This window comes from Alteromonas sp. 009811495, from assembly GCF_028865455.1.
Taxonomy (GTDB): Bacteria; Pseudomonadota; Gammaproteobacteria; order Enterobacterales; family Alteromonadaceae; genus Alteromonas.
In genome coordinates, this window is sequence record NZ_CP113972.1 from 2,013,961 (window position 1) to 2,040,469 (window position 26,509).

Below are 26,509 nucleotides of genomic sequence, written 5' to 3' on the forward strand. Positions count from 1 at the left end.
TCGTGTGCGCACAATGTGCTGCAACACGCTTTATGTTTGTATGCTGCCACGCGCTTTTAAACGCAGTCACTGCGGCTAATTCGTTTTTAAAGGTGAAAGGGCATCACCGGTACACTGTCGCCTTTGTTCAGGGTGGCAATATCTTCGTGGATCACCATTAAACAGTTGGCCGAGGTAATTGACGTCATTACACCAGAGCTCTGCGATTTAAACGGTGTTACTTCCCATTCGCCTTTTGCGTTTTTCACCATGGTTGCACGTTGAAAATCTCGTCGTCCCGCGCGGCGTTTTACATCTCGGGTAATGTTAGCGTTGATATAAAGTGGTTCGTAGTTACCGTCTTGCCCTTGCAGCTTTTTAATTACGGGCACTACTAGCAGCTTTGCCGTAACAAATGACGACACAGGGTTGCCAGGCAAACCGCAAAATAAGGTGTTGCCTATCTTCCCAAGGGCAAATGGCTTACCGGGTTTAACCGCAATCTTCCAAAAATCAATGTTGCCTAGTTCGCTTATAATGTCTTTTACATAGTCAGCATCGCCAACCGATACGCCGCCACTGCTTACCATTACATCTACTTTGGTACTAGCTTCAGTGAAAAGCGCGCGTAGTGAGGCTTCGTCATCTTCAACAATACCAAAATCGATAATATCCACGTTTTCGTTGCGCAAAATACTGCTTACGCCCACGCGGTTCGACTCGTAAATTTGTGTGCTGGCGCGTTCGCTTCCCGGGTGCGCCAATTCAGACCCGGTAGCTACCACGCCAACGCGAAGTTTACGGTACACGGTAACGTCGCTTTTGCCTTGCGAAGACAATAACATAAGGTGCTCTGCGCACAGCTGCGTACCTTGTTTTACTAGCACATCGCCAACGGCAATATCATTGGCTTTTTTACGAATATTCTCACCAGACGAGGGCGCTTTCGTAATGCAAACTTTGTCTTTGCCACCGTCGGTGTTTTCAATCATTACCACGGCGTCGGCCTTCGGTGGCATAGGGGCGCCTGTCATTATCTTAAACGCATGGCCCGCTTGTAGTGGAGTGCTTGCCTCCATGCCCGCGGTAATTACACCTTGCACGTTAAGAGGCATTTCGCCGTCAAGCGACGCGGTATTAACGGCGTATCCGTCCATAGCGGAATTGTCCCAAGGCGGTACGTCTACAGTGGCCACAACATCATCGGCCAGTATGCGGTTGGTGGCATCAAAAATACTCACTTGTTCAGTCTCGCTAATAGGCGCAGCGGCATCGAGTGCTTTAGACAGCGCTTCTTCTAACGAAAGCCATTTAGATGACATACCAACCACCTTATAAACTGTTGTTCTGTATATTAATGAACAGCGGATGTTACAGAAAAACCAACGTTATACCAAAGATTAATGTTGGTTTTAACCGGGGTTTTGTGAAACCGCGTGAAAGGATGGAAAGTTGATTACCCATTAAGAACGTCACTTTGTTCTGTTGGAAGGGGCATCACGGGGTATTTTAGTTTTTTACAACGTCAATAACTGGGTAAAGCAATCAAACACCCAGTCGGGTTCATGAATGGCAATATCTTCGCCGTAGTTGTAACCGTAAGTTAACCCGACACACCTCATATTAGCGGCCTTGGCCGCCTGTATATCATTTTTTGAATCGCCCACCATTATGCACGTCTCTGACATCACGTTAAGGGTATCGCTAACGTGTAACAAGGGCAGGGGAGAAGGCTTTTTCTCAGGTAAAGAGTCGCCGCCAAGCGTTACCAAAAACATGTCATTTAATGAATACGCGTTAAGAATTGGTGGAATAAATTCCTCGGGTTTATTCGTTACCAACGCCAGGTTGTACTGCTTGCGTTTTAGCGTTGCTAGTGTATCGAATACCCCTTTGTACAAATTGGAGTACTGGCATACCAATACGCGGTAATGCGCTAAAAATTTATCAAGCGCCGCGTCTACTTGTGCATTACTTTGGCCATGGGAAATGCTTGTACTTCCACTTAGCCCCCGTTCAACCAGCATTCGCGCACCATTACCAACCCAATGCCTTATTGTGGTTTCAGGGTATGTCGGTAAGCCCATGTCATGTAGCGTAGCGTTTAGTGCGTGGGCGAGGTCGGGTACTGAGTCGACTAAGGTGCCGTCTAGGTCAAAGATAAATGTGGAAATAGGTTGCATTACTACCCTGTGTATTGATGGAACTTCGAAAAGTATAATACCGCAGCTTCCCTTCCGCGGTCAGTGTTTGTTTATGCGCCGGCTTTTCGTTTACTAGCGCAAGTACTATTTACTCAAAGTCTTGGTTACTAATCCAAAGCGTTTGGTAAGGCTTCATCTGCAAACTGCCACTTGCTAACGCAATTTCATCTCGAGAGATAAGATCAATCCAGTTATCGGTGCCAATTAAGTTAATATCTGACAACAATACGGTTTGGCCTTCATCGCTAATGTTACTTATGCAGAATACGCTTTGTTTTCTGTCTAGACTTTGTCGCCAGTAACCAAATAGCTGTGTACCTAACTGCAGCGTAAACTGTGTAGCATTAGGGTGAAACGCCGGTTGTGCTTTTCTTATGCGAATAAGCTGCGACAAACGGGTTAGTACTTTGTGATGCTGCGAGAAAGGCGAATCAAGTAATGCTTCTAGTTCTTTTAAGTCCCAGCGACGTCGGTTTATAGAACGGTTTTGGCCCGTATTGGCGACTTTTTCGTAGTCGTTTGAGGTACCCAACAAACTGTGAATGTATAGCCCTGGGATCCCTTCCATACCTAGCATGATGGCATGAGCGCAAATAAAGCGGTCTACTTGATGTTTATCTGGGCCCTTGGTGGTGCCTTGAAGTGCATCAAACAAGGTAATGTTTATTTCATAAGGCTTTTGCTGACCGTGATCAGACGCACGCCATGAAATTTTACCCCCAAAGTGCTGCATGGTATGCACCAACTCCGATATTTCTTCTTCACTTAGCAAACCTTCAGCTGGCCTAAGCCCAATACCGTCATGCGAAGCAATAAAGTTGAAATACGCAGTACCATTTTGTGCAGGAGGCATGCTCATCATCCAACTTTTCAAATAGGTGCAGTCACCTGTTACCAAGGTATTTACCAATAGTGGCGGTAATGAAAAATTATAGATGGCGTGCGCTTCATTGGCGTTACCAAAATAGGTTAGATTTTCGCGGTTAGGAATATTGGTTTCAGTAATAATAATAATTGAAGGGTCGACATGTTCAATCAAAGTGCGCAATAAGCGAATAACTTCGTGCGTTTGCGGCAAGTTAATGCAATTCGTGCCCACAATTTTCCATAGAAATGCGACGGCATCTAGTCGAAACAACTTCGAGCCTTTGTCGATGTATAGGCGAATAATATCAACAAAAGCCAGTAGGACCTTGGGGTTTCTGAAGTCAAAATCTACCTGATCGTGACTAAACGTACACCACACGTGCTTGGTGCCGTTAGCCGTTTCAGTTTCACGCAACAATGGCGAAACCCGTGGTCGGGTTACCATCGACAAATCATCAGTCGGATCCGCTGTAAAAAAGTAGTCAGAACCCGGCCCTTCACCTTTAATGAAATTATCAAACCACACGCTTCTTGCTGAACAGTGATTTATCACAAGGTCAGCCATTAACCCGTAATCTTTGGCAATATCTTCAACATCGTCCCACGAGCCAAGCGCTTCGTTAACTGTCGAGTAATCAATGACAGAAAAGCCATCGTCAGAGCTATACGGAAAGAACGGCAGTATATGCACGTTATTTATCGTATTTTTGCAGTAGCGGTGAAGAAAGCGGTTAAGCGTCACAAGCGGGCGCTCGTCATCATCTATCACGCTGTCACCATAGGTGATCATTACAATGTCTTCCTCATCCCAATAATTGTGATGAGATTGAGGCGAGGCAATATCGGCATCTGACTTGATGCCGATAGTATTCATTAAATCAGTCGCTAATGTCTCGTACGAGACATCAAGCGCTACATCGGCATAAATACTTTCAAGATGGTGTTTTACTTTGTCATGGAGAAGGTCCCATGCCATATTACTTACTCCATAAATTCTGCAGTATCAGCTTCAACCGCCTCTAAAAGACGCTCTAAAATATCGGGTACAGCACTGGTCACGCGGTTCCAGCTTGGTATAAACGGTGTTTCCATGGGGTTTTCTAAAAAGTTTTGACCCGCTTTCATAATGTTGCTGGCAAACATTTCTACTGCTTTTTCTTCGCTGTGAATGTCAAGGCTAAGCCCGTTCATGACGGCGTCGTTGTGATAGGTTTCAATAAAGTCTAGCGCAATGCGGAAATAGGTTGCTTTAATCGAGCGAAACATTTCATTACTGAAAGTATAGCCTTGTGTGGCCAACTTTCTGAAAATGGCTTTGGTAATGTCGATAGACATTTTCGACAAGCCGCCTTGGTCGTTGTTAAGCGATAAATCTTGATGCTTGTGGTCGTAAATGTCACAAATATCTGCCTGGCACAGTCTGTTGTGAGAATAGTTGCGGTGCATTTCAGACAGTACGCCAATTTCCAAACCCCAGTCGCTTGGAATGCGAATATCATTAAGCACGTCGCGTCTAAACGAGAATTCTCCCGCTAGTGGATAGCGAAAGCTGTCCATAAACTCAAGATACTCGTTGTCGCCCATTATGCGTTTAAGTGCGCGCAAGAGGGGCGTTACGAGCAAACGAGAAACACGGCCGTTAATTTTTCCATTAGCGACACGCGCGTAATAGCCTTTACAGAATTCATAGTTAAACTGCGGGTTAGCCACCGGGTAGATGAGGCGGGCAAGTAAATCTTTCTCGTAAGTCACGATATCACAATCATGCAGTGCTACCGATTCAGCTCGGTTCGACGCCAGTACATAGCCCATGCAGTACCATACGTTTCGCCCTTTACCCAACTCTTTAGGCGCAAGGCCTTGGGCTTGAAGCTCTTCATCTAACGCTTTAAGCCTAGGGCCATCGTTCCATAATATGCGGTGGTGCTGTGGTAGTTTTCCAAAGAATTTAAGCGCGTGTTTGTATTGTTCTTGATTGGCTCTATCTAAACCGATAACAACTTCAGACAAGTATGGAACTTCGGTGAGTTCATTAACGATATGCGGAAGCGCGTCGCCTTCTAGTTCTGAAAATAATGAGGGCAAAATCAGCGCCATAGGGCGTTTTTGCGAGAATTGAAGAAGCTCTGCTTCGAGTTCTTCGGTAGGACGTCGAGCCAAATTATGTAACGTTGTCACCACACCATTTTGATAAAAATCAGCCATGTGTCCTCCTGATCAAAGGGATAATAATTGAGTAAGCATTTCGTTCCAGCCTTCAGGGCCAGTTAGGGTGCTGGTATATACCTCTTCTTTTTGTACTTCGGGTGGAGGATTTACCGGTGATAATATTCTTATAGGGGTATGCGCTGCCTCTAGCATCGCCACGTCGTTTTTACCGTCACCAAGGGCTACTGTGTTCACTTTGGTCACGTGCTGTTTTTGGTATTCACTGGCAAGCCACTTAAGCGCTTGACCTTTGTCACAGTTGCCTGAGACGTGAATGAATCGGCCTCCTTCTAGTGGGAAGGCGCCTCTGTCTTTCACCGCTTTTAAAAAGCGCTGCTTTTCATCATCGCTTCCTAGCCACAAAATGGGTTCACCAAATTGCCGTTTAGCTGCAAGCGATGCGGAGTGTTCGTCAAGGTCAGTACATTCTTGAATTTCATCTAGCGACATTTTTGAAAATTGTTTGTACTTACCATCAAAGTCGCTACCCATCTTCTCAAGTAACTTAATCCAGTAGTTCTTATTTGAGATAAAGGCTTTACACCAATAGCCATCTACCCACACGGTGCCACTAGGCTTTTGCTTAAAAAAGCCATGAGGAATAAAAATCGCAGCACCATTTTCGATAATAAAGGGGCCATCCAATCCTATCCGCTCTCGCAATGGCTCCAATTCAGCAAAGGTTTTGCTGGTAGTGGGTATTACGGGAATATCTTTTTGTTTTAATGCCGCTAAAGCCGGTTTCGCCGCCTCAAAAGAGTAGGTATGGTGGTCTAACAGCGTGCCGTCCATATCGGTGAAAACAAGCGTTTTCGTCATTGTTTTACATCCTGTTCTGTTATCTTTCTTGTTGAATCTAATATAAAAACCGTGTCGCATCTGTTGGGCAAACAATTAAGTGCGTGCTCTGTAATGCGTTGATAGTGTTGCACAAAGTTTGCCACTTCTTCGTCACTCATAATGCCAGCGCCTTTGCCCTGTACAGAAGCGGCTAGTTTGTGTTCTTGCTCTAGACGCCATTGGTAAACACAATCAAACGAGGGCGCTTTCAGCATTACGCTATAGTCGATCTTGTTAAACAGCGCTTGGTATTCACCTGCTAATTCAGTATTGACAAAAGATCGCCAAATACCAAGTGGATCGTCTACTTCTTCAAGATGATTAATCGGTCGCTTAACATCATCAGCAGATTGTGCAGGCACACCAACACACCAGCCTTCAAGGATAACGAAGTCTGGTGATTCGCTTACCACAGGCCACTGCGCTTTGGGCTGCGGATTGTCAGTTGCTTTATTAAACCGGGGGAGGGCAGTGGGCTGACCACTTTCAAGTTGTCGAAGTGTAGTGAGCGCCAAAGTTGTGTCGTGTGTGCCAGGTACTCCGCGAGTCTTCAGCAATGGATGTACCTTTATAGCCAGCGCGTTACGCTGTGATTGGTCAAGATAGAAGTCATCGATAGACAAGGACACAACGCGTTTGCTATGTACTGACGTTAAAAAGGCTTCAATAAAGCTGGTTAATGTGGATTTTCCAGAACCTTGGCATCCATTGATGCCCACAACGAAAGGTTTTGATGCACCTTCTTGGTGCTTGAGTAGCCGTTCACATAGTGGAGTGAACCATTTTTGTGCAATCTCTGCATAGCTACTTGGCAATTGATGTGTTGCTAGAAAGCCATGTATGTCCATGTTGTCACCCTAATCAATGCAGATTACTTACACTTTAGCAGATTAGGGTTACAACATTTATGCCAACACAGAGTCGTTGGTTTAGGAAAGGTAATTACTTCTTGTTGGCTACAATAACGGCTCGTTGTGGTGCAGGGTAGCCTTCAATGGTGCGGGTAATATCTTCTGGATCGAGAAAATCTTTCAAAGATTGCGTGTCCATCCAAGGCGTTGAGCGTTGCTCGTCTAATGTCGTGTGATTCACATCCACCACGCGAATATTTTCAAAGCCTAGGCGTGATAGCCAAACGGTAAGTGCCGCAGTGCTAGGTAAAAACCAGACATTACGCATTTGAGCGTAACGCTCGCCCGCCATTAGTACGGTATTTTCATCGCCGTCCACCACTAGCGTTTCAAGCACCAACTCGCCGCCTTTGCGAAGTTGGTCTTTAAGCTGTGTTAAAAACGCCATAGGGTCTTTTCTGTGATACAGCACGCCCATGGAGAATACGGTATCGAAAGCCTTCAGCGGTTGCATGTCTTCAATGCCCATAGGAAGAAAATGGATATTGTTTGTGGCAACATTTTCGTTTTGCATGAAGTGCTTTATGGCGTGAAACTGAATGAAGAATAGCTGCGTTGGGTCGACGCCAATAACGCGAGAGGCACCTTCGCCGAGCATGCGCCACATGTGATATCCACTTCCGCAGCCCACGTCTAATACGTGCCGGTTTTCTAGTGACGCTATGTGAGGTACAACACGGTCCCACTTCCAGTCCGAGCGCCATTCCGTGTCTATGTGAATGCCGTGGACATGATATGGACCTTTTCTCCACGGCATAAATTGTTTTAATAAGCCTTCAATTTGTTTTTGCGTATAGGTATCAACGTCTTTTTCACTTCCTATAGTCACAGTATTTTTCAAATCGATGGTGCTGCAGGCGGGTTTGGGCAATTTATTGAGTAACCTACACCACTTATCAAATTCACCGTGTTTTCCGTTGCGCTGCCATACGTCCATTAATGCAGGAAGTGTTTGTAGCCAGTGGGCAAGTGGGCTGTCTAATAACGATTTATAGCAGTCGTTAAACCAAATGTTTTCTAGTTTACTCATGTTGTTCCTAGTATGTCGGCTTAAGCTTTAACCGCAATCAAAGACGTGAAGTTGTAGCATTTGTACCACATTACTACATCGCTGAAGCCTGCATTTTTTAAGCGAGTTTCATGTTCTTCGAATGTGTCGGTTAGCATCACTTTTTCCAACGCTGCGCGTTTTTGACTCACTTCTAACTCGCTATAACCGTTGTCGCGTTTGAACTGGTGATGTAAGTCGATAAGCAGTTCGTTTCCTCTTAGGGTAGGGTGTCGAATTTTCTCTGACAGCACTAAAATGCCACCAGGGTTCAACCCTTCGTATATCTTAGATAATAGCGCAGCGCGATCGGCTGGAGGTATAAACTGTAGAGTGAAATTCATCACTACCATTGATGCATTTGTAATCTCGACCTCTTGAGCATAGGCTTGCTCAATGGTGATAGGGTTTTTCAGTGTAAATGCTTGCACAACACGTTTACAACGCTCAACCATTGCCTCACTACTATCGACGCCTATGATGTTAAACGTTTTGTCTTGAGTTGCTCTCGCTATAGACAAACTTGCAGCCCCTAAAGAGCACCCTAAGTCGTATACATTAGAATTATCGCTTACCGCGCTTTTGGCCAGTTCACCGATAGTGTGAATAATCGTTTCGTATCCCGGTACGGAACGTTGGATCATATCGGGAAACACATCTACCACAGACTCGTCAAATTTAAAGTCGGCTACTTTACTGAGCGGGTTTGCATAAATGTTGTCGTGTTTCTTCACAATAGGCCTTCATTTCGTGATTTGGGCCGCAATTTTAACGTTTGAATTGAAAATGCCAATCTAAAACACCAATTTTCTTGAAATTTAGTCTATTTTTAAGGTTTAGGGCTTTTCGTTACTAAACGAAAGTATTAATCTATCAACAAATACAATAAGGAAGCAGTAACGCTAATGACGAGAATTCTAGTAGCAGACGATCACCCATTGTTTCGCGAAGCTTTAAGCGGCGCGTTAGAACCCTACTTTGAAAATTCGCAAATCATCGAGGCAGGAAGTCTTGAATCAGCACTTGAAAAATTAAATGAATTCGATGGCGTCGAACTGGTTCTTCTTGATTTAAATATGCCTGGTGGAGAGTACTTCAACGGCCTAATTACACTTCGTGAGCAATACCCTGATATTCCCGTTGGCGTAATTTCAGGTAGTGATAGCGTTGAAGTTGTTGCTCAGGTTATGAGTCTTGGCGCACAGGGTTTCATACCTAAAGTATCTGCAACGCGCGAAATAGCGCAAGCGATTGTAGATATAATAGCAGGTAAAAAATGGCTACCAGAGGGAATGGAAGAAGAACTCGATAAAGTTGATGACGAACTGAAGGTTCTACTTCAGCGATTCCGCGAGTTAACCCCTAAGCAAATTCAAGTATTGTCGTATTTACGTGCAGGTCTGATGAATAAACAAATTGCACATGAGATGAATGTTACCGAAGCAACCATTAAGGCACATATCAGCGCCATACTGCGTAAACTAGAAATTAATACCCGAACTCAGGCAGTTCTATTAATGGACAAACTTCAGCTTAGCTAGTATTTGTAAATTGATTAAAAAAACCGGAGTTTATTCCGGTTTTTTTATGTCAGATTAACAGACTAACCAAATAAGAAAGGCCGCTATTAAGCGGCCTTATAGTTAGGAACGTGTAATGGTCAACGCGCTTACGCTGCCTTGCCACCACGCTTTTTAGTCGATGCACTAGACGAGTTTATCTTTGCTACCAATTCTTCGTGGTCGAAATCGTCAACGTTGATGGTACGCAAACGACCCGCTTCAGTTTTACGCAGCAGATTCGCTTCGTCTTCGTTGATAACGCCTTCTGCAAGCGCTTCATCAGCAAGCTTCTCAAGTTGCGTAAATGGCAACTTAGCTTTCTTATGCTTACAAATACGCTCGAAAATGGGCTCGCTTGCCAAAACGTCATCAAGCGTCTGCTCTAGGTCACCCATTAAGCTGCCTTCTTCGCGAGTTAAGTACTGGCCATAGCCTAAACGGCTACGTGCAGAGCAAGGCGTTTGTAGCATTTGCGCAATGGCATGCTCTGTTTTATCAGATGGCTTGCCAACACGACGGCCAAATGGAATAACCATAGCGCGCATAACGACTGCAATGGCTTTATTCGGGAAGTTCGCCAAGAAGTCATCAATAGCGGTTTCAATGTCGTGTAAGATAGTTTGCATTGCCCAATGAAGAAGCGGTAAGTCTTCTTTAAGGCGACCTTCTTCGTCAAAACGCTTAAGTGTTGTACTGCCTAAGTAAAGGCCACTTAGAATATCGCCTAAACGCGCAGATAAGCGTTCACGACGTTTTAAATCACCGCCAAGTACACCCATTGATACGTCAGTAAGCAATGCTAAGTTTGCACTATAACCCTGTAGAAGCTTGTAGTAGCGAGCTGTTTCATCAGTAAATGGTGCACTGCTAAACGCGCCGTTAGTTAACGAGAACCAGATGCTGCGTACAGTGTTCGCTACGGCAAAACCAATATGACCAAATACCGCTTTATCAAATGCTTTTAGCGCTTCTTTTCTGTCTTCAATTGAAGCTGCTTCAATTTCCTTAAGAACAAACGGGTGGCAGCGCATTGCACCTTGACCAAAAATCATCATGTTTCGCGTAAGGATATTTGCACCTTCAACGGTAATAGAAACAGGCACACCTTGATAACCACGACCAAGGTAGTTATTTGGCCCAAGCATTACGCCCTTACCACCGTGAACATCCATTGCATCGTTGATAACTTGACGCATTTTTTCAGTCAGGTGGTATTTACAGATTGCCGAAATTACCGAAGGTTTTTCGCCAAGGTCAACACCAACGGTTGAGAAGCGCGTCACACCATCCATCAAGTAAGCGTTACCGCCGATGCGAGCCAGCATCTCTTCAACCCCTTCCATATGACCTACAGGCATACGGAATTGACGACGAATGCGTGCATACGCACCAGTTGCCAGTGATACCGACTTAGCGCCACCTGCTGCTGATGAAGGAAGGGTAATACAACGACCCACTGACAAACACTCTACAAGCATACGCCAGCCGCGACCTGCCATTTTCGGGCCACCGATGATATAGTCGATAGGCACAAAGATATCTTCACCCTTAATTGGACCATTTTGGAATGGCGTATTAAGCGGGAAGTGACGACGACCGATTTCAAGGCCTTTGGTGTCGCGAGGAATGAGGGCACACGTGATGCCTGGCTCTTTATTGTCGCTAAGAAGGCCATCTGGATCTTGAAGTTTAAATGCGAGTCCTATAACCGTCGCAACCGGCGCAAGCGTGATGTAGCGTTTGTTGAAGGTAAGGCGCATACCCAATACTTCTTCACCGTTGAATTCGCCTTTGCAAACCACACCCACGTCAGGGATCGCACCTGCATCTGAACCTGCTTCAGGGCCGGTAAGCGCGAAACAAGGAATTTCTTCACCAGCTGCAAGACGCGGTAGATAGTGGTCTTGTTGCTCTTTGGTACCGTAGTGCTGAAGTAGTTCACCTGGGCCTAATGAGTTAGGAACCCCAACAGTGCTCGATAATACAGCGCTGACACCGGCCAACTTTTGTAGTACACGAGATTGCGCATAGGCAGAAAACTCTAAACCACCGTATTGCTTCTTAATGATCATAGCGAAGAACTTATGATCTTTTAGATACTGCCAAATCTCAGGAGGTAGATCGGCATCTTTGTGATTGATTTGCCACTCGTCTACCATAGAGCATACCGTGTCACACGGACCGTCTAGAAACGCTTGCTCTTCAGCAGTCAAACGCCCTTTAGGGATGCGGTGTAACTTATCCCAGTCTGGCTTACCGCTGAAAATATCACCGTCCCACCATACAGTACCAGCATCAATAGCTTCTTGTTCTGTGCTCGACATTTCAGGCATAACTTTGCGATAGAACGCAAGTAGTTTAGTTGAAATGTATTGCTGTCTGATGTTCGATAGCGTGAAAGGAAGTGTTAATGCCAGGTATACCACCCAGCCTAAAAGGCCGATATCGCCAAAGAGGGTGCCTAAAATCATGACACCTGCGCCCATGGCAACTGCCGTTACCAAGCTGGTGCGTTTATAGCTAGCAACAGCTAGTGTCAAAACCACCAGTAAAAACCATATAAAATCTGCCATACTTCACTCCTGAAAGGCGTTGAACATTATACAGGTCGCTGCTCAATTGGGGTGAGCACTTCACAATGCACCAGTGCAAATTGAGGTCAGACCAGCATGCTGTAAACCTATTATTTAATAGGGCAAAGATCAAGATTTTTACATGAATATTGTATTAATAACTGCATAAATAATAGGGTGCACCTATTAGTATAGCTGTTGCTTATAGATCGCTATTCAACATGCAGATAACTAGCGGTATTTGACAGGAATTTAATATTTGTGGATGGCAACATTAATGCACAACATAAACGCACTATTGTCATGCTAAAAACAAACTGCCGAGTTTAACAAGATGTTAAACTCGGCAGATTAATACGATGACAAAAGACGATACCAAAATCGACTACAGCTCAGTGAATGACTTAAGCTTTATGTCACCTTGTTCATCGCCTTCTTTAAACTGTTGTAAACGCACAAGTGCATAGTTTAAAGAAGGAGCAAACCATGCAAACGTCTCACGTTTTTTTGAGTCTCGAATAAGCTTCACCTTCACTGCCTCAATCTTGCCATAGGGCAGGGACAGAGTTTCATTATCTACAACTTCAACGCCGTAATGACGCAACTCTCCACGGTAGTTTACGAAGTCATAAGAGAGTGAAGTTTTTCCTTCTGCCAGCTGCTTAGCAAGGTCTAGACGGTATATTTGATTATCAAACTCACCGTTCCAATCAAAAGTATCGCCATTTTCGACATTAATTTTACCGTTACCTTGATGACTAAACGTGACTTTTAATGCTTTATCTGGCCCAGTACCAGAACGGTCATAAAAGTACTGTGATGGCACAAGAGTGTTATCACTTACAGTAAAAATCGAGTGTTCACTGCGCTTATCAGACAGGAAAAACTTAGATACCTTTGACGTATATAGCAGCGAATACTGATTGTTACCTAATTTAGATAACTCTATGCTGGCTTCGCCAACATCATCGTCCCATTTATACGCGGTATACGTTGCCTTGTAAGGCGTAAGCGACAGTGCGTCGCTCTGGGAGTCTTGTGCCATTGCTGACATAGACAGTGTCAGCAATGTGCAACTTACAAGCCCTTTACTCGCTCGCATAACCAGATTCTGGAAGTTCTTGATCATCTAAAACAGCCTTATTGTTTCGCATCTTAAGTCGACCCGCGCTGTACCAAGATAGCACAAGTGGATAAATGCGGCGCTCCTGCTCTTGAACACGCTCGGCTAAATCGCTTGCTGTATCATCTTCAAACACCGGTACTCGGCTTTGAATAATGACAGGACCACCATCTAACTCGGGTGTTACAAAATGAACGCTAACACCGTGTTCAGTGTCTGAGTTATCAATAGCGCGCTGATGCGTATTCAACCCTTTGTACTTTGGCAACAAAGATGGATGAATGTTCACTAATTTTCCAGAAAAATAGTTTACAAACTCAGGTGTTAGAATACGCATGAAGCCTGCAAGCACAACACAATCGGCACCAAATGCGTCGATTTGTGCTTTCAAGGCGTTATCGTAATCGATGCGGTCTTCATATTGCGTATGATCAATACATACTGCTTCAATGCCCGCTTCTTTTGCACGCTCTAAACCGTAGGCATTTGGACGATTACTGATCACACCACTAATTTGTGCATTCAAACGGTGTGCTTTTATTTCATCAATAATAGCTTGTAAATTACTACCATTACCCGAAATTAATACACATAACTTAGTCACAGCTTCACTCACGCGTTAATCTCTACTTGCTCTTCGCCGTCTTTGGTTTCAATGTCACCAATTACCCACGCGTTTTCGCCGTGCTGTTTAAGGATAGACAACGCGTTGTCTACATCTGCTTCGTCAATAACAATAACAAGGCCAACACCGCAGTTAAAAGTACGGTACATTTCGTGGCGCGTCACGTTACCGTTCTCTTGCAACCAAGAGAAAATGGCAGGCCATTCCCATGTAGATTCGTCAATAACGACTTTGGCATCTTCAGGTAGTACGCGAGGGATATTTTCCCAGAAGCCACCGCCAGTGATGTGAGAGATTGCGCTAACTTCTACTTCTTCTAATAGGGCTAACACCGACTTGACGTAAATACGCGTTGGTTCAAGCAACTGGTCAATAATTGGCTTGTCGTTAAGGTTCTCATTAACGTTAGCACCGCTTACCTCAATGATTTTACGAACCAATGAATAACCATTTGAATGCGGACCAGATGAACCTAATGCGATGAGCTTTTGGCCAGGTTTAACGTTTGTGCCATCGATAACCTTGTCAGCTTCAACAACACCCACACAGAAGCCGGCTATGTCATAGTCGCCGTCATGGTACATTCCAGGCATTTCAGCTGTTTCACCACCAATCAAGGCACAGCCTGCTTGTTCACAACCTGCGCCAATACCAGTTACCACTGATGCTGCAACATCAACGTCAAGCTTGCCCGTGGCGTAATAATCAAGGAAGAACAAAGGTTCGGCGCCTTGAACAATCAGGTCGTTTACGCACATTGCAACAAGGTCGATTCCCACACCATCATGACGGTTGGCGTCCATTGCAACTCTTAGTTTTGTACCAACACCATCGGTGCCAGATACAAGAAGCGGCTTTTTATATTTAGTAGGGAGCTCGCATAACGCACCAAAGCCTCCTAAATTACCTTTCACCTCGGGGCGGTGTGTTTTTTTGGTAACAGATTTAATACGTTCAACAAGTTGATTTCCTGCGTCGATATCTACGCCTGCATCTTTGTAACTTAAAGAGGTTTTATTTTCGCTCACGTTTGGGCCCTGGAACTAAGAGGTAGAAAAACGCGGATTCTACCAGTAAGTAGACACAAGTCCAATTTGTCACAGGGTTTTTATGGTCTTTTTTTTGCAGAAGTTTTTCTAGGTTTTGCCTATTTAAAACAGATGTTGACCAAAAGGTTAGTGCTAAATTGCTGGTATCGAAAAACAATGTGTCACAATCTTTTTCATTTTAAGGATGAAATTAGCCCCAATATAAAAGAGAATAGAAATTTGAAGCGTATTAGCCTTGTGTAACGTAATGATGAAGTTAAATTCATAAGGTGTTAAAGGTAACGGTTTGGTTTTAAAAACGAATGGAGATTGGATGTTAACAATGGTTAAGCGCAACGCTAGTCATTATGTTAGTCGCGTATTTAAGGGCGCAAGGATCGCAGGTGTGTGTGCATTGTTGACGTTAAACGCTGTGCCCAGTGTTTTCGCTGCACAACGTGTCATTGTCAATGAAGCGCACATTGAAGTAAGCGATCAAAGCCAACGCACACAACAAGCCGCATTAAAGGAAGCGCTTAAACAGGTGTTCGTAAAAATGTCTGGAAGCACAGCGGTTCTCGACAATGCAGGCGTAAAAGCGGCACTGCGTACACCCCAAGCGATGTTACGTTCTTATCGTTTCGACTTTGACGGCAATCGCACATATTACGTTGCCGAATTTGATAACACTAAGCTAACAGAGCTGCTTCAGCGTGAAATGTTACCGCTGTGGGGAGACCGTCGCCCAGAAACTATTGTCTGGATAGCGCAGGATGTATCTGATGAAGATAAACGCGTTATTCTTGAAGAATCTTCACAATCAGAACTTACTCTCACGTTGAAGCAGACAGCTAAAGAACGCGGCATTCCACTTAGCTTGCCGTTAATGGATCTCACCGACAATGTGAATATCACTACATATGACGTGTGGGGACGATTTGTTGAACCTTTGCAAACGGCCTCAGTGCGCTATGGCATTGATAACATCATCGGTGCACGGGTGTATAAGAACGATCCTACCGTAATACCCGAGTTACCAGAAACTGTTGTTGCTTCTGGCACGGTAGACTCGTTAGAGGACGTGCTCGACAGTGAACCTGCGCGTATGTCTGATCAAAACATTGAACGTGATACGCCAGAGGGTATTACCAACAGCAATAGCGATATCAGTGCCGACAGCGACGTCACGAAGGAAACTGAAATAGGCGACAATTCAGCTTTGGGTATGGCTGAAACGAATGCTAATACACAAGCGCAACCGCTGGCCCCGTTTACGATGGACGAATTTACTCACTATGCGAAACGTGCAGACGAGGGTGATTTTGCATTGGATTGGGTGTTTATAGGTGGTGGCAAAGTGAGTTATGGCAGTATCTATGGCGACACACCTGAATTACTTGCCAGTGAACTTGTCGATGCGTATTCAAATTATCTATCCTCTTTGTATGCTGTTGTGGGTATAGATGCCTCGGAGCGCGAAGTGCTAACCGTGTCTATCGCAAATGTAGGAACCATTGGCAGCTATGCGAGTGTTAAAGCCTATCTAAACAGTTTGAGTGTTATCGAAAGCGCGACATTAATTGAGCAATCAGGCACGGTAGCGACTTTTGCGCTCACATTAGTAGGTACGGTTGACGACTTATTAAATAGTGTTCGACTTGAGACGAAATTGCGGCCAGTCACTGATGCACATGGCGAATCAGTGGAAGGGCACAGCTTTTACTGGAGTAATTAGAAAAGCATGCAATTACCTTTGCCAGTGACACTGCCCATCGACGAAAACTTTGATAGTTTCGTCAATGTAGGCAATGAAGAAGTGGTGGCGCTACTTGAGAACATCGTTATAGCGCTCCCTGACTGGCGTCATGCACAAGGGCTAGGGCATTTGTCTACGCTCAAACTCCCCCTCGTTACTTTGCTTGGTGCGTCGGCTATCGGTAAAAGTCATTTGTTGTTTGCTATGTGCCATCAACTCGCTGAAAAATCAGTTAATCACTTGTATCTTAATATGAATGATTTTCAGGCTTGGTCTTACGATATTTTCGAAGGGCTCGAGAATTTATCAGTACTTGCCCTTGATAATATCCATGCCATTGCGGGTGATGAAAGATGGGAAGAAGCACTCTTTGACCTGCTAAATCGCGTGAGTGAAACACAGCATACGCTGGTAATATGTACCAGTCATTTAGGACCATCAAACCCTGCATTTACACTGCCAGATCTGCGTTCTAGGCTGGCGTGGGGTGTTATTTACCACGTTAATCACCTTGATGATGCAGGGCGTGAAGAAGCCGTGCGACTAAGAGCGGCCGAAAGAGGGCTTAAACTGTCAAATCAAGCGCTACAATTTTTGCTGAATCACAGTGAGCGTGACTTAAAGAGCCTAATGGCCTTATTGGCAAGACTAGATACGCGCTCGTTGCAGGAACAAAAACGTTTGTCAGTGGCAATGGTTAAACGTGAACTAGGCCTTATTTAACCCTTTATTACAATTGCTTACTGATATTTGCCGTTATCAATGCGTTTTATCATTTCTAATTCATCACTTACCGTAAGTGAGTTCGATCCGTCTTGTTGATTGTGAGATGCGTTACTTTCAACAACATCAGTCTTGTTATTTGATGACACACCAAACGACACGGTCTCACGCCATGATCTATCAGTTGGAAGCATAATGGGTGAGGGTAGGCTCGCTTGAATGTCAGGTACATTGAGATTGGGCAGTATGCGGCTCACTGCGTAGTCTACTCTTGGTTTTACGTTATCGTCACTTACCCGGTTACGCTGCCCCCATGTAATGGTAAAGCTACCATCATCAATACGCTCTTGAGCAAATAATCCAAGGTCGGCGCTGACACCCAACCGATACAACATCATGAACCGCTCAAAGAGGGTGGCGATGTCTTCGCGCTCAGTATAGTAAGAATAAAACGATACTGCGCCGTCAGTTTCGAACCAATTAGCTATCTGTAATGCGGTGTAATTACGCTGCGCTGCTGTTGCTGTTTGGCCTCCATAGCGAACTTGGGCAACAGCATGCAGTTGCGATGAGGTGAGTGGCAACGCATTAGATAGCGATGTAGAAATCGGTGCGGCATCATTGTAAGCGGAAAGTGGGCTCTCGCTAGGGGCAAGGTTGTCCCATTCTGTGTAATCAAAGAAGTCATTGGCGTGTCCAAGTTCGTGATATAACAGCCATGTCAGTGCAGCTTCAACTTCACTATTACTTCGTGAGAGTCTATCAGCAGCGTTAAAGCTTGTTAGAATGGGAAAGTAATACTCTCCCTCTTTTATATAACGCCAACTACTCGTAAAATCTAAGTCGCTACCAAATCCGCTGCGATAATCTGGGCGTGTGTTGATGGTGTCGCGCTCTTGCGGTGTGCGCCAAAAGTTGTTTGCGTCTAAATAAATTGCCCCAGTAGCAACCCAATAGTAAGAAGGTCTAATATCGTAAGATATAACTACTGCCGTTGTTGCTCTAAGCAGTTTAAGCATGTCGTCCTTGCTTTGCGATGTTTCTAAAAAACGTTTAAACGCATCACCCATCCAAGGATGCGACACATAAGTTCTATCTAAGATATCATCAATAGAAGGAGACTCTGTTTCTTGACCAATAAGCGGGAGAGTTGAGAAACGACAGCTACTTTTTACTTGGTTATTGTAAACGCATTGGCTAAGTGCTGATGCATAAGGGCTATCAGGCCTGTACGGTTGCATATGGCTGCTTACCGTTTCATTTGTGTCGCTATCGACAAAGAAACCGTCAAGGTCAACATCAACGTTTTTGACTACCACAGAGGCACTATCACTGAGTTGCGTCCCGTTTGATAATGTTAGGGTAGCGTTTATGGTAATAATACTGTCTGCACTAACACGCGGTGCTTGAAAATAAATGTTATGGCTTATATCACCGTCATCGAATGAAAACCCGTTAACTTGTGGTCCGCGGGTTTGTGTCCAATCAATGGCGGTAACGGTAAGACCGTTAAGTTTTTGGGTATTTACTGATAAAGAAACACGGCCGCTTTCAGTGGCTTCATGACCTAGGCGTAACACCGCCATTGGTTCATTCGAATTGGTTACTGATAATGTAAGTACATCATCTAACCGGCGTCCATCGTCTAAGGTTAATTCAACACTTACTACGTAGTCGCCTGCACGTTGTGCGTCAAAACCCACTGCTTGTGTATGTGCACCGAGCGGCGGTGAATCTAGGTTTGTTACTTGCCAGGCAATAGCAGTAATCTGTCGCCCTGATGGGGCTACTACAGCAAAATCGACACTATCACCGACGCGAGCATCAGTTGGGCCATCTATAGTAATGCCTGTCGGTGAGTCTGTTACAGGTGGAGAAGCTGGCGAATCTGAACCCGAGCCACCACATGCGGCGATAAAAACAAGTCCAAACCCCGCAGCAAGGTAAAAACGCCAGCTTTTCATAACTCTACCTCTATTGTTGGCCCTCAAAGTAGGCTTTCTCTTCTTTCATTTCTTCTTTGAGTTTCTTGAGTCCTAAACCAAGTTCTCTGCCGCGCTTACGTGCAAAAGCGCTACAGCCCACAAACATACCAGTGCACAAAACAATCTCTATGGTCGCATACCAAAATTCGGCGGGAACAGCGTAGGCAACAGTGCACCCGTGAATAAGATAAAACAAAACGACAAAGTTTGCCCATGCGTGTGTGTAGGGCTTACCTTTAAGCACGCCCCAGTATGGAAGCAGTAGCGGTAGGATGTAAAACAGAGCAATAAAAATAGGTGAGTAAGTGTGCTCCTTGGTAAAGGTAAATTGCCACAATGTTATCCAAACGATAAGTAATGTGTGACTAACTAATGCGAGATAGCGAAAGAAACGCGTATCGGGTGCCATATTATTTCTCCGAGGGTGCTTGTTGGCTAAGTACTTTTGCAAAGCGCCCTAGCCGTTTGCCTTGAGCCATACACAACGCTTTTTCGTCGTCGCTCAATTGTTGCGGGTTGGCAAAATCATGGTGTGCCACATGACTAACGCCGTAAGGGCTGCCACCTGTCGTTGTACTGTGTAGTTCGGGTTCACTATAAGGTAAACCACACACTACCATGCCATGGTGAATAAGCGGTAGCATCATAGATAACAGCGTAGATTCTTGACCACCGTGCATCGATGATGATGACGTAAATACACATGCTGGCTTATCAATAAGTGCGCCTTTAAGCCACAAACTGCTTGTTGAGTCGAGAAAGTGCTTCATTGGTGCGGCCATATTACCAAACCGAGTTGGACTCCCCAATGCTAATGCGCTGCATTGTTCCAGCTCCTGTAATGTCACTGTTGCAACGGGTGAGCGATCATCGTCTTCGCTTGGGTTTAAGCTTGGCACAGTACGCACTATAACAGGCACATCGAGCGCGCTCACGCCTTGTGCTATGGCGTCGGCAAGGCGCTTTGTACTGCCATTTCGACTGTAGTAAAGCACGAGAACAGGTGACATTATAAAATATCCAGTACTGATTCTGGTGGGCGGCCGATTCTGGCGGCATCGCCATTAATTACAATAGGTCGTTCAATGAGCTTTGGTGTTGTCGCCATCGCCGCAAACAGCTGCTGGTCAGTCACGTTACTATCACCTAAATTGGCCGCTTTGTACTCGTCTTCTTTGGTACGCATCATCTGGCGAACTGATTCAAGATTAAGTTTTTTAAATATGTCCTTAATTTCCGACTCCGATAAGGGGGCTTTGAGGTACTCAACGATAACGGGCGTGACGCCTTTTTCTTCTAGTAGCGCAAGGGTTTGTCTGCTTTTAGAGCATCGCGGGTTATGAATAATAGAAACATCTGTCATGGTTATTCTCATCGTTAGTCTTGTTTAACACGTTGATTTGTTAAGTTGTTGATTTAGTCAACCTTGATGCCACATAGTATACCTATATTTAAATAGTTGTTTTTGACTAAATGCATCTGGCAATATGAATGAAATGAGTGAAGCGATGTGTCGTCATCACGAAATGAATACAAGGGTGTATGAGTGAATAAATTGGTTAGAAATCTCGGTATGTTGGCGCTTTTATTTTGTGCTGGCGTTGCTGGGGTAGCGAGCTATCAGCTCTTAATCGCGCCGCAACAAAATAAAATACAGCATGACTTTCGTATTCTAAGTGGTCAAAAATACACATGGGGCGATTTAACCGAACACTGGGTCGTTATTAATTACTTTGCTCCTTGGTGCGCACCATGTTTACGAGAAATGCCGGAATTAAACGCGTTTAATAGACAATTGCCAGAGAATACGCTTTTGTTCGCAATTAATTACGATAGAAAGAGTGAGAGCGACCTTAGCGAGATGGCAGAGAAGTTCAATATTCATATCCCCATTATCGTTGCAGAGGATAGTACCGTTTTACCTATGCAAAAGCCTTCTTACCTGCCAGCAACATTTATTATTGGGCCTGATGGAAAAGTAGCAGACACGATAATGGGAGAGGTAACATCCAAGGAAATAAAGCGCCGCCTTACAGAAATGCAGAGCGGCGTTGTCACCATAAGAAAGTAACGCGCATATTACAGACGTTGTAAGCGTTCTTCTTGATCCCTAAATTGCTTTATGCGCGCTCGAATGCGTTGTTTTTGTAGGTGGTCATCACCGGCAAAGTTATAGGCATACTGCAATTCGTCTACCGCACGATTATAGGCACCGTAAAGGGCGTAGACCTCCGCTTTGCTTTGATGCATCTGAGAAAAGCGTTTGGCTTTTTGATACGCTTCACTCATTAATTGATGGGCAATTTGATAGTCTTTTTTCACTAATAGAAAATCTTTAAGTAACTCTATTGCGGCATCATATTTCTGAGCGCTAATAAGTGCATTAGCCTGATTTAACGCCAGTACTTGATTTCGAGGGTTATGCGTAACATGGGGCTCAAGCATTTGCACGGCTTTAAGCGGCTCGCCGAGTGAGATATAGATATCAGTCATCGCGTCTAGATAAAACAAATTACTTGAATCATTGGCGAGTAGTTTCACCATAATGTCTTGCGCTTTTTCGGTTTCTTCAGCACGCAGGTAGGCAAGCGCCAGGCCATACAAACTGGCTTCTTTGCTGCGCTGAACCTTTTGTTCAACTGATGCTTGAAAATATTCAACGGCGTAATCGGCATCAAATGAATAGCGTGCTTTGATACGTGCTTTCGCTAGTTCAAACTGCTTATTGATCGGTAAGTTGCGGCGCGGATAATCGTCAGCACGATTTCTTGCATCAGCAATACGCGTTTCGGTTAATGGGTGAGTGAGCAGGCGTGCAGGTGGTCTTGACACCATGCGGTACTCTTCCGCCATTGTCGAGAAAAAGCTTGCTGCGGCTCTTGGATCAAATCCCGCCCGTGCCAGCATGGTAATTCCAATTCTGTCGGCCTCTTGCTCATTGGTGCGCGTATAGTCAATCTGCAGTTGAGCAGACGCCGCTGAGCCAGCTTGCATTGCGGCAATACCCGCTTCTGGATTTGCCATTGCTATCAAGATACCGCCAATCATAGACGCAATTGCCAAAGGTGATGAGCGTTGTTGCGCTTGCATTCGTCGCGCAATATGGCGCTGGGTTACGTGTGAAATTTCGTGAGCAAGTACAGATGCTAGCTCGCTTTCGTTTTCCGCTCGACGCATTAAACCCGTGTGTACGCCAATGTGACCACCAAAAAATGCAAACGCATTAATAGCATCATTGTTTACCCAGAAAAACTCAAAGGGAAATTTAGCATTCTCGGCATGCACTACAAGGCGGTTGCCCAAGTCTTGCAAATACTCATCAAGTACAGGGTCTGAAATAAGGGGGCTTTGACCGCGCATTTGACGCATTACCGCATCTCCAACGATCATTTCCTTATCAAGCGATATAGCATCAGATGCTACAACACCTATTTCTGGGAGTGCATTTTTATTGCTGTAATTGGCGTCTTGCGCTATGGCCGTTAGGCTTGCAGTAAGCGCAAAAGAAAGGGCAACCAGAGATGTTGAAATCTTTTTTATCATGAACCTACAAATTCTGAACACGTTATTTTGCTAACTACTTAGAGCGCTAAGTTGTTAAACAGTTTCAATTTTTATCGTTTCTTTTGTACATTTACTCGTGATTAACACAGTTATACCACTATCAGACCTATTTAGTAACACGCTCATCGACAATTTACGTGAGATTTACCGCGTTAAAACAGACTTTGAATAACATCATACCAGTTTGATTTTCAAAGATTCTTACACTCTTCGTATTGCTATCAACTAGCGCAATAAACTATGATGCCTGTCCTATTCTTTGGTTTATCTAGGCGACATTATGATTAGCGTTTTTGGTCGATGGTACCGACGCAAATTTTCCGATCCTGATGCAGCAATGCTGCTAATACTGATCCTTTTCACCACTGCAATTTTATTGCTGTGGGGCGAACTAATCATGCCAGTACTGGTAGCGGCAGTCATTGCCTATCTGCTCGACTGGCCGGTGACACGACTGGTCAATATAGGTGTAAGCCGCACTTTATCTTGTGCCGTTGTATTGATGGGCTTTATCACCCTAACGATATTCACCCTCATAGGTCTAGTGCCGATTATTTCAAAGCAAAGCGTAAATCTTATTCAGGAAACACCATTAATATGGCAAAAAGCGCAGGAATGGATCTTAACCTTACCTGATAAATATCCTGACTATGTGCAGGTTTATCAAATTCATCAAATGATGGAAGGTCTGAATGATAAATTGGTAGAGGTGGGAGAGACATTGATCTCTGCGTCTTTTAGCAATATCGCAAATTTGGCTGCGCTATTGGTATACGTGATTTTAGTGCCTCTCATGGTTTTCTTTATGCTGAAGGATAAACTGTTTTTCCTCGACAGTATTTCACGCCTTCTACCCAAAGAACGTCGCCTTATTACGCAAGTTGGCCATGAGATGAATTCTCAGATTGCCAATTATATCCGTGGAAAGGTTATTGAAATCATTATTGTAGGCGTGGTGAGTTGCGTCACCTTTGTCTTGATGGACTTACGATACGCCATATTGCTGGGTGTGCTAGTAGGGTTTTCGGTATTAATTCCCTATATCGGCGCCGCGGTTGTTACCATTCCTGTAGCGGTAGTGGCTATGTTTCAGTGGGGGATAACCCCTGAGTTTTGGTACTTGATGATAGCCTACGGCATTATTCAGGCCCTTGATGGTAATTTATTGGTACCATTATTATTTTCAGAAGCGGTAAGCTTACACCCGCTTTATATCATCATCGCCGTTTTAGTATTCGGTGGGTTGTGGGGGTTCTGGGGTGTATTTTTTGCCATTCCACTGGCAACGCTTGTTAAAGCCGTGGTCACTGCTTGGTCGAGTAACCCTGTTGTGGTCACTGAACCAGTAGAATCATAACTGCAACGGAATAACAAAAGGGGCGATAAGCCCCTTTTTTAGTGGTACTAAGCGTTTGCCCATATATCCCGCTTAGCTAAGAAAAAGTCAATGAATGCTTTCACTTTTGGCTGATGGTGCCTTACGTTGTGATAATAAATAAAGACTTTCGCTTCTTGCCACCAATAATCCTCTAGTACCGGGATCAGTTGTTTTGCCTTAACGGCATCGTCGATTTGTTTAACATCGTCACCGGCATTAACTAAACCAAGCCCTGCAATGGCTAACTCTACCATTCCAGTTACGCTGGCAACGCGTTGGCTCAGCGTACGGTAAATAGGGCGTCCACGCTCTTGTAGCACTAATACGTTTGATGGCTGATTGTGAAGGTAACCCACAATGTCGTGTGAGTCTAAATCATCAGGGTGAGACGGTAGGCCACGTTTTGCAATGTAGTGTGGTGAGGCATAAACGCCATAGCGTGAAGTCCACAAATCTCTGCGTTTTAGGTTAGGGCATTGCTCGCCTAAATACTCGCTTATACCCCAAAAAATATCATAATCGTCTTCTGCAATATCAATAAGCGATTCTTTGACATCAAGCTCGACATTTATATTGGGGTACGTATCGAGGAATTGTGGTAACCAAGGAATAATTGTCTCGTCACACAACATCGGTGATTGAAACAATACCCGAAGTGTTCCACTTACAGTGCCTGATACTTCGTCAAGCCAGTTAAGCAATGATGCTTGGCTTTGCGCTAATTTCTCTGCTTCATTTTTAAACTTGTTGCCAAACTCTGTTAGCGCTATACGTCGTCCGGTGCGGATAAACAAAGGATGCCCGACGCGTTCTTCTAACAATCGCATTTGTTTACTTAGGGCCATTGCGGATAAGGATTTTTTGTCCGCGGCCTTTGATATTCCACCCAGTTTAGCTACCAGCAAAAAAGAATCGATGAGCTCAATCTTTATCATAGTAAACTTTTAGTTTAGTTATCCTAAAATAGAATATTATTTATTTAATATGATTGGTCAATATCATAGGCAACGATTACCCATTTAGGCGAACTACACTATGATGTTTATCGAAGTACTCTTGTTAATGTGTTTTGCATTACTACCAGCCATTGAACTTATTGATTCAGGGAGCACGAAGCAAAGAATAACAACCGGCAAAATAACCAAGGTGCGGGCTTATCAAGAAACGATACTACTATTGCTTGTGCCCACCTCGTTGCTTTTCACTTTAATGGCTCTCGGTGACGTATCGGCGCATGAGTTGGGATTGGTTATAGATTTTAACGTATCGCAATGCATTGCGTTTTTTGGGGTAGTAGTGATCGTTGGTTATCTGTTAATAAGTTTTCGTAGCGTGGTTGATAATGAGAGGGAACTAGCCAAAATTGCGAAACAACTCAACGGGTTCCACTATTTACTTCCAAGTAATGTAAATGAAGCAAGATGGTTTATCTGTGGTGTCTCTGTGTGTGCAGGTGTTTGTGAGGAACTACTTTTTAGAGGCTATCTATTGCACGCGTTGGATGAATATATTGGTTTACCTTTATCAGTCGTAGTATCGAGTGCTTTATTTGGCTTGTGCCATGTCTATCAAGGTTGGAACAATGTATTACGGACAGCGCTTGTCGGCGCGGTATTGTCGATAATTTACCTTTTAAGTGGCTCTCTTTTTGTGGTTATTGTCCTGCATTTCTTACAAGATGCGTACGTAGGACTCTTATATTTCATTACGCAAAGAAAACACGCTGATAATTACAGTTCGAGTTATTCTAGCCGGTAAAAAAACGGTAAAATAGAACGCCTAAATCACTGTGCGTCGCACTATCTACATGTTTCGTTGATGATGCGCTTTTGTGTTGCCATGTCTTCCTTATTGTCTTGCGATTGCGCTACAACAAGGTCGACTTTTGCGTTATTACATTTCTCAGATAATGTTTTGCTCATCAGATAGTTTTGGTCGCGTTGTTGCTGCACAACACCGCGCAGGCCGTTATATTCAGTTCTATTCTCCGGCGCTCTGTCTTCTTGGTAAGCGGGAGCCTGAGCACTAGTGCAGCCAGTAATAGCAAGAACTAAAAAATAGAGATAATGGGGTTTGAACATAGCTTTTAAATGCAACAATTGTTGTTTCAAAAATTGAATAGCAATGTTAATCAA

The 26,509-nt window shown here is 44.3% G+C and carries 25 protein-coding genes; 6 read left to right on the top strand and 19 right to left on the bottom strand.

Going from position 1 to position 26,509, the window contains the following annotated elements; genetic code table 11:
* Nucleotides 1-86: 86 nt before the first annotated feature.
* The 8 genes from moeA to cmoA form a co-directional block, all read right to left on the bottom strand.
* Complete coding sequence (gene moeA / locus OZ660_RS09235; RefSeq protein ID WP_274743304.1) at nt 87-1,301, bottom strand: molybdopterin molybdotransferase MoeA; 1,215 nt, start codon at nt 1,299-1,301, stop codon at nt 87-89.
* Between the two features lie 195 nt (nt 1,302-1,496).
* Entirely contained in the window at nt 1,497-2,162 is a 666-nt protein-coding gene (locus OZ660_RS09240) for a phosphoglycolate phosphatase (protein ID WP_274743305.1), read from the bottom strand.
* Between the two features lie 109 nt (nt 2,163-2,271).
* On the bottom strand, nt 2,272-4,026 hold the full coding sequence (locus OZ660_RS09245; protein ID WP_274743306.1) for a sugar phosphorylase: 1,755 nt from the start codon (nt 4,024-4,026) through the stop codon (nt 2,272-2,274).
* 5 nt (nt 4,027-4,031) lie between these two features.
* Nucleotides 4,032-5,255: a glycosyl transferase gene (locus OZ660_RS09250; RefSeq protein WP_202265550.1), complete on the bottom strand. Its 1,224-nt coding sequence runs from the start codon at nt 5,253-5,255 to the stop codon at nt 4,032-4,034.
* A 12-nt stretch (nt 5,256-5,267) separates the two neighbouring features.
* Nucleotides 5,268-6,077 carry an HAD-IIB family hydrolase gene (locus OZ660_RS09255; RefSeq protein ID WP_159624758.1) on the bottom strand — a complete coding sequence of 270 codons (810 nt, stop codon included), beginning with the start codon at nt 6,075-6,077 and terminating at the stop codon, nt 5,268-5,270.
* Nucleotides 6,074-6,946 (bottom strand): kinase, encoded by an 873-nt coding sequence (locus OZ660_RS09260; RefSeq protein WP_274743307.1) that lies wholly within the window; start codon nt 6,944-6,946, stop codon nt 6,074-6,076. The genes OZ660_RS09255 and OZ660_RS09260 overlap by 4 nt, the downstream gene beginning before the upstream one ends.
* A gap of 94 nt (nt 6,947-7,040) precedes the next feature.
* On the bottom strand, nt 7,041-8,039 hold the full coding sequence (cmoB, locus tag OZ660_RS09265) for a tRNA 5-methoxyuridine(34)/uridine 5-oxyacetic acid(34) synthase CmoB (protein WP_274743308.1): 999 nt from the start codon (nt 8,037-8,039) through the stop codon (nt 7,041-7,043).
* 20 nt (nt 8,040-8,059) lie between these two features.
* Nucleotides 8,060-8,791 (bottom strand): carboxy-S-adenosyl-L-methionine synthase CmoA, encoded by a 732-nt coding sequence (gene cmoA / locus OZ660_RS09270; protein WP_274743309.1) that lies wholly within the window; start codon nt 8,789-8,791, stop codon nt 8,060-8,062.
* A 171-nt stretch (nt 8,792-8,962) separates the two neighbouring features.
* Here cmoA and OZ660_RS09275 point away from each other — a divergent pair, with 171 nt between their 5' ends.
* Complete coding sequence (locus tag OZ660_RS09275) at nt 8,963-9,598, top strand: response regulator (protein ID WP_202265560.1); 636 nt, start codon at nt 8,963-8,965, stop codon at nt 9,596-9,598.
* Between the two features lie 128 nt (nt 9,599-9,726).
* Here the strand turns inward: OZ660_RS09275 and fadE are convergent, their stop codons facing one another.
* The 4 genes from fadE to purM form a co-directional block, all read right to left on the bottom strand.
* Entirely contained in the window at nt 9,727-12,192 is a 2,466-nt protein-coding gene (gene fadE, locus OZ660_RS09280) for an acyl-CoA dehydrogenase FadE (RefSeq protein WP_274743310.1), read from the bottom strand.
* Between the two features lie 385 nt (nt 12,193-12,577).
* Nucleotides 12,578-13,321 (bottom strand): DUF3108 domain-containing protein, encoded by a 744-nt coding sequence (locus OZ660_RS09285; RefSeq protein ID WP_274743311.1) that lies wholly within the window; start codon nt 13,319-13,321, stop codon nt 12,578-12,580.
* Nucleotides 13,281-13,931, bottom strand: a complete 651-nt coding sequence (gene purN / locus OZ660_RS09290) for a phosphoribosylglycinamide formyltransferase (protein WP_159624744.1) — start codon at nt 13,929-13,931, stop codon at nt 13,281-13,283. Before purN ends, OZ660_RS09285 begins: the two co-directional genes overlap by 41 nt.
* A complete protein-coding gene (gene purM, locus OZ660_RS09295) occupies nt 13,928-14,968 on the bottom strand; it encodes a phosphoribosylformylglycinamidine cyclo-ligase (protein WP_274743312.1) in 1,041 nt (346 codons plus the stop codon). Before purM ends, purN begins: the two co-directional genes overlap by 4 nt.
* Before the next feature lie 334 nt (nt 14,969-15,302).
* Here purM and OZ660_RS09300 point away from each other — a divergent pair, with 334 nt between their 5' ends.
* Nucleotides 15,303-16,703, top strand: coding sequence for a DUF2066 domain-containing protein (locus OZ660_RS09300; protein ID WP_274743313.1), 1,401 nt, complete (start codon nt 15,303-15,305; stop codon nt 16,701-16,703).
* Nucleotides 16,704-16,709: 6 nt separating this feature from the next.
* Nucleotides 16,710-17,447, top strand: coding sequence for a DnaA regulatory inactivator Hda (hda, locus tag OZ660_RS09305; RefSeq protein ID WP_274743314.1), 738 nt, complete (start codon nt 16,710-16,712; stop codon nt 17,445-17,447).
* A 17-nt stretch (nt 17,448-17,464) separates the two neighbouring features.
* Here the strand turns inward: hda and OZ660_RS09310 are convergent, their stop codons facing one another.
* The 4 genes from OZ660_RS09310 to arsC are packed head-to-tail and all read right to left on the bottom strand — an operon-like array spanning nt 17,465 to nt 20,795.
* Complete coding sequence (locus OZ660_RS09310) at nt 17,465-19,411, bottom strand: hypothetical protein (RefSeq protein ID WP_274743315.1); 1,947 nt, start codon at nt 19,409-19,411, stop codon at nt 17,465-17,467.
* Nucleotides 19,412-19,421: 10 nt separating this feature from the next.
* Nucleotides 19,422-19,841 (bottom strand): DUF2069 domain-containing protein, encoded by a 420-nt coding sequence (locus tag OZ660_RS09315; protein ID WP_274743316.1) that lies wholly within the window; start codon nt 19,839-19,841, stop codon nt 19,422-19,424.
* Nucleotide 19,842: 1 nt separating this feature from the next.
* Entirely contained in the window at nt 19,843-20,442 is a 600-nt protein-coding gene (wrbA, locus tag OZ660_RS09320) for an NAD(P)H:quinone oxidoreductase (RefSeq protein ID WP_274743317.1), read from the bottom strand.
* Nucleotides 20,442-20,795 carry an arsenate reductase (glutaredoxin) gene (gene arsC / locus OZ660_RS09325; protein ID WP_159624731.1) on the bottom strand — a complete coding sequence of 118 codons (354 nt, stop codon included), beginning with the start codon at nt 20,793-20,795 and terminating at the stop codon, nt 20,442-20,444. Before arsC ends, wrbA begins: the two co-directional genes overlap by 1 nt.
* A 183-nt stretch (nt 20,796-20,978) precedes the next feature.
* Here arsC and OZ660_RS09330 point away from each other — a divergent pair, with 183 nt between their 5' ends.
* Complete coding sequence (locus OZ660_RS09330) at nt 20,979-21,503, top strand: TlpA disulfide reductase family protein (RefSeq protein ID WP_274743318.1); 525 nt, start codon at nt 20,979-20,981, stop codon at nt 21,501-21,503.
* An 8-nt stretch (nt 21,504-21,511) separates the two neighbouring features.
* Here the strand turns inward: OZ660_RS09330 and bepA are convergent, their stop codons facing one another.
* A complete protein-coding gene (bepA, locus tag OZ660_RS09335; protein ID WP_202265576.1) occupies nt 21,512-22,975 on the bottom strand; it encodes a beta-barrel assembly-enhancing protease in 1,464 nt (487 codons plus the stop codon).
* 301 nt (nt 22,976-23,276) lie between these two features.
* Here bepA and OZ660_RS09340 point away from each other — a divergent pair, with 301 nt between their 5' ends.
* Nucleotides 23,277-24,353 carry an AI-2E family transporter gene (locus tag OZ660_RS09340; RefSeq protein ID WP_159624725.1) on the top strand — a complete coding sequence of 359 codons (1,077 nt, stop codon included), beginning with the start codon at nt 23,277-23,279 and terminating at the stop codon, nt 24,351-24,353.
* Nucleotides 24,354-24,400: 47 nt separating this feature from the next.
* On the opposite strand, the gene OZ660_RS09345 is transcribed toward OZ660_RS09340, so the two are convergent.
* Nucleotides 24,401-25,309: a LysR family transcriptional regulator gene (locus OZ660_RS09345; RefSeq protein WP_274743319.1), complete on the bottom strand. Its 909-nt coding sequence runs from the start codon at nt 25,307-25,309 to the stop codon at nt 24,401-24,403.
* A 100-nt stretch (nt 25,310-25,409) separates the two neighbouring features.
* On the opposite strand from OZ660_RS09345, the gene OZ660_RS09350 reads away from it, so the two are divergent.
* Nucleotides 25,410-26,132: a CPBP family intramembrane glutamic endopeptidase gene (locus OZ660_RS09350; protein ID WP_274743320.1), complete on the top strand. Its 723-nt coding sequence runs from the start codon at nt 25,410-25,412 to the stop codon at nt 26,130-26,132.
* A gap of 41 nt (nt 26,133-26,173) precedes the next feature.
* Here the strand turns inward: OZ660_RS09350 and OZ660_RS09355 are convergent, their stop codons facing one another.
* Entirely contained in the window at nt 26,174-26,473 is a 300-nt protein-coding gene (locus OZ660_RS09355) for a hypothetical protein (protein WP_274743321.1), read from the bottom strand.
* Nucleotides 26,474-26,509 lie beyond the last annotated feature (36 nt).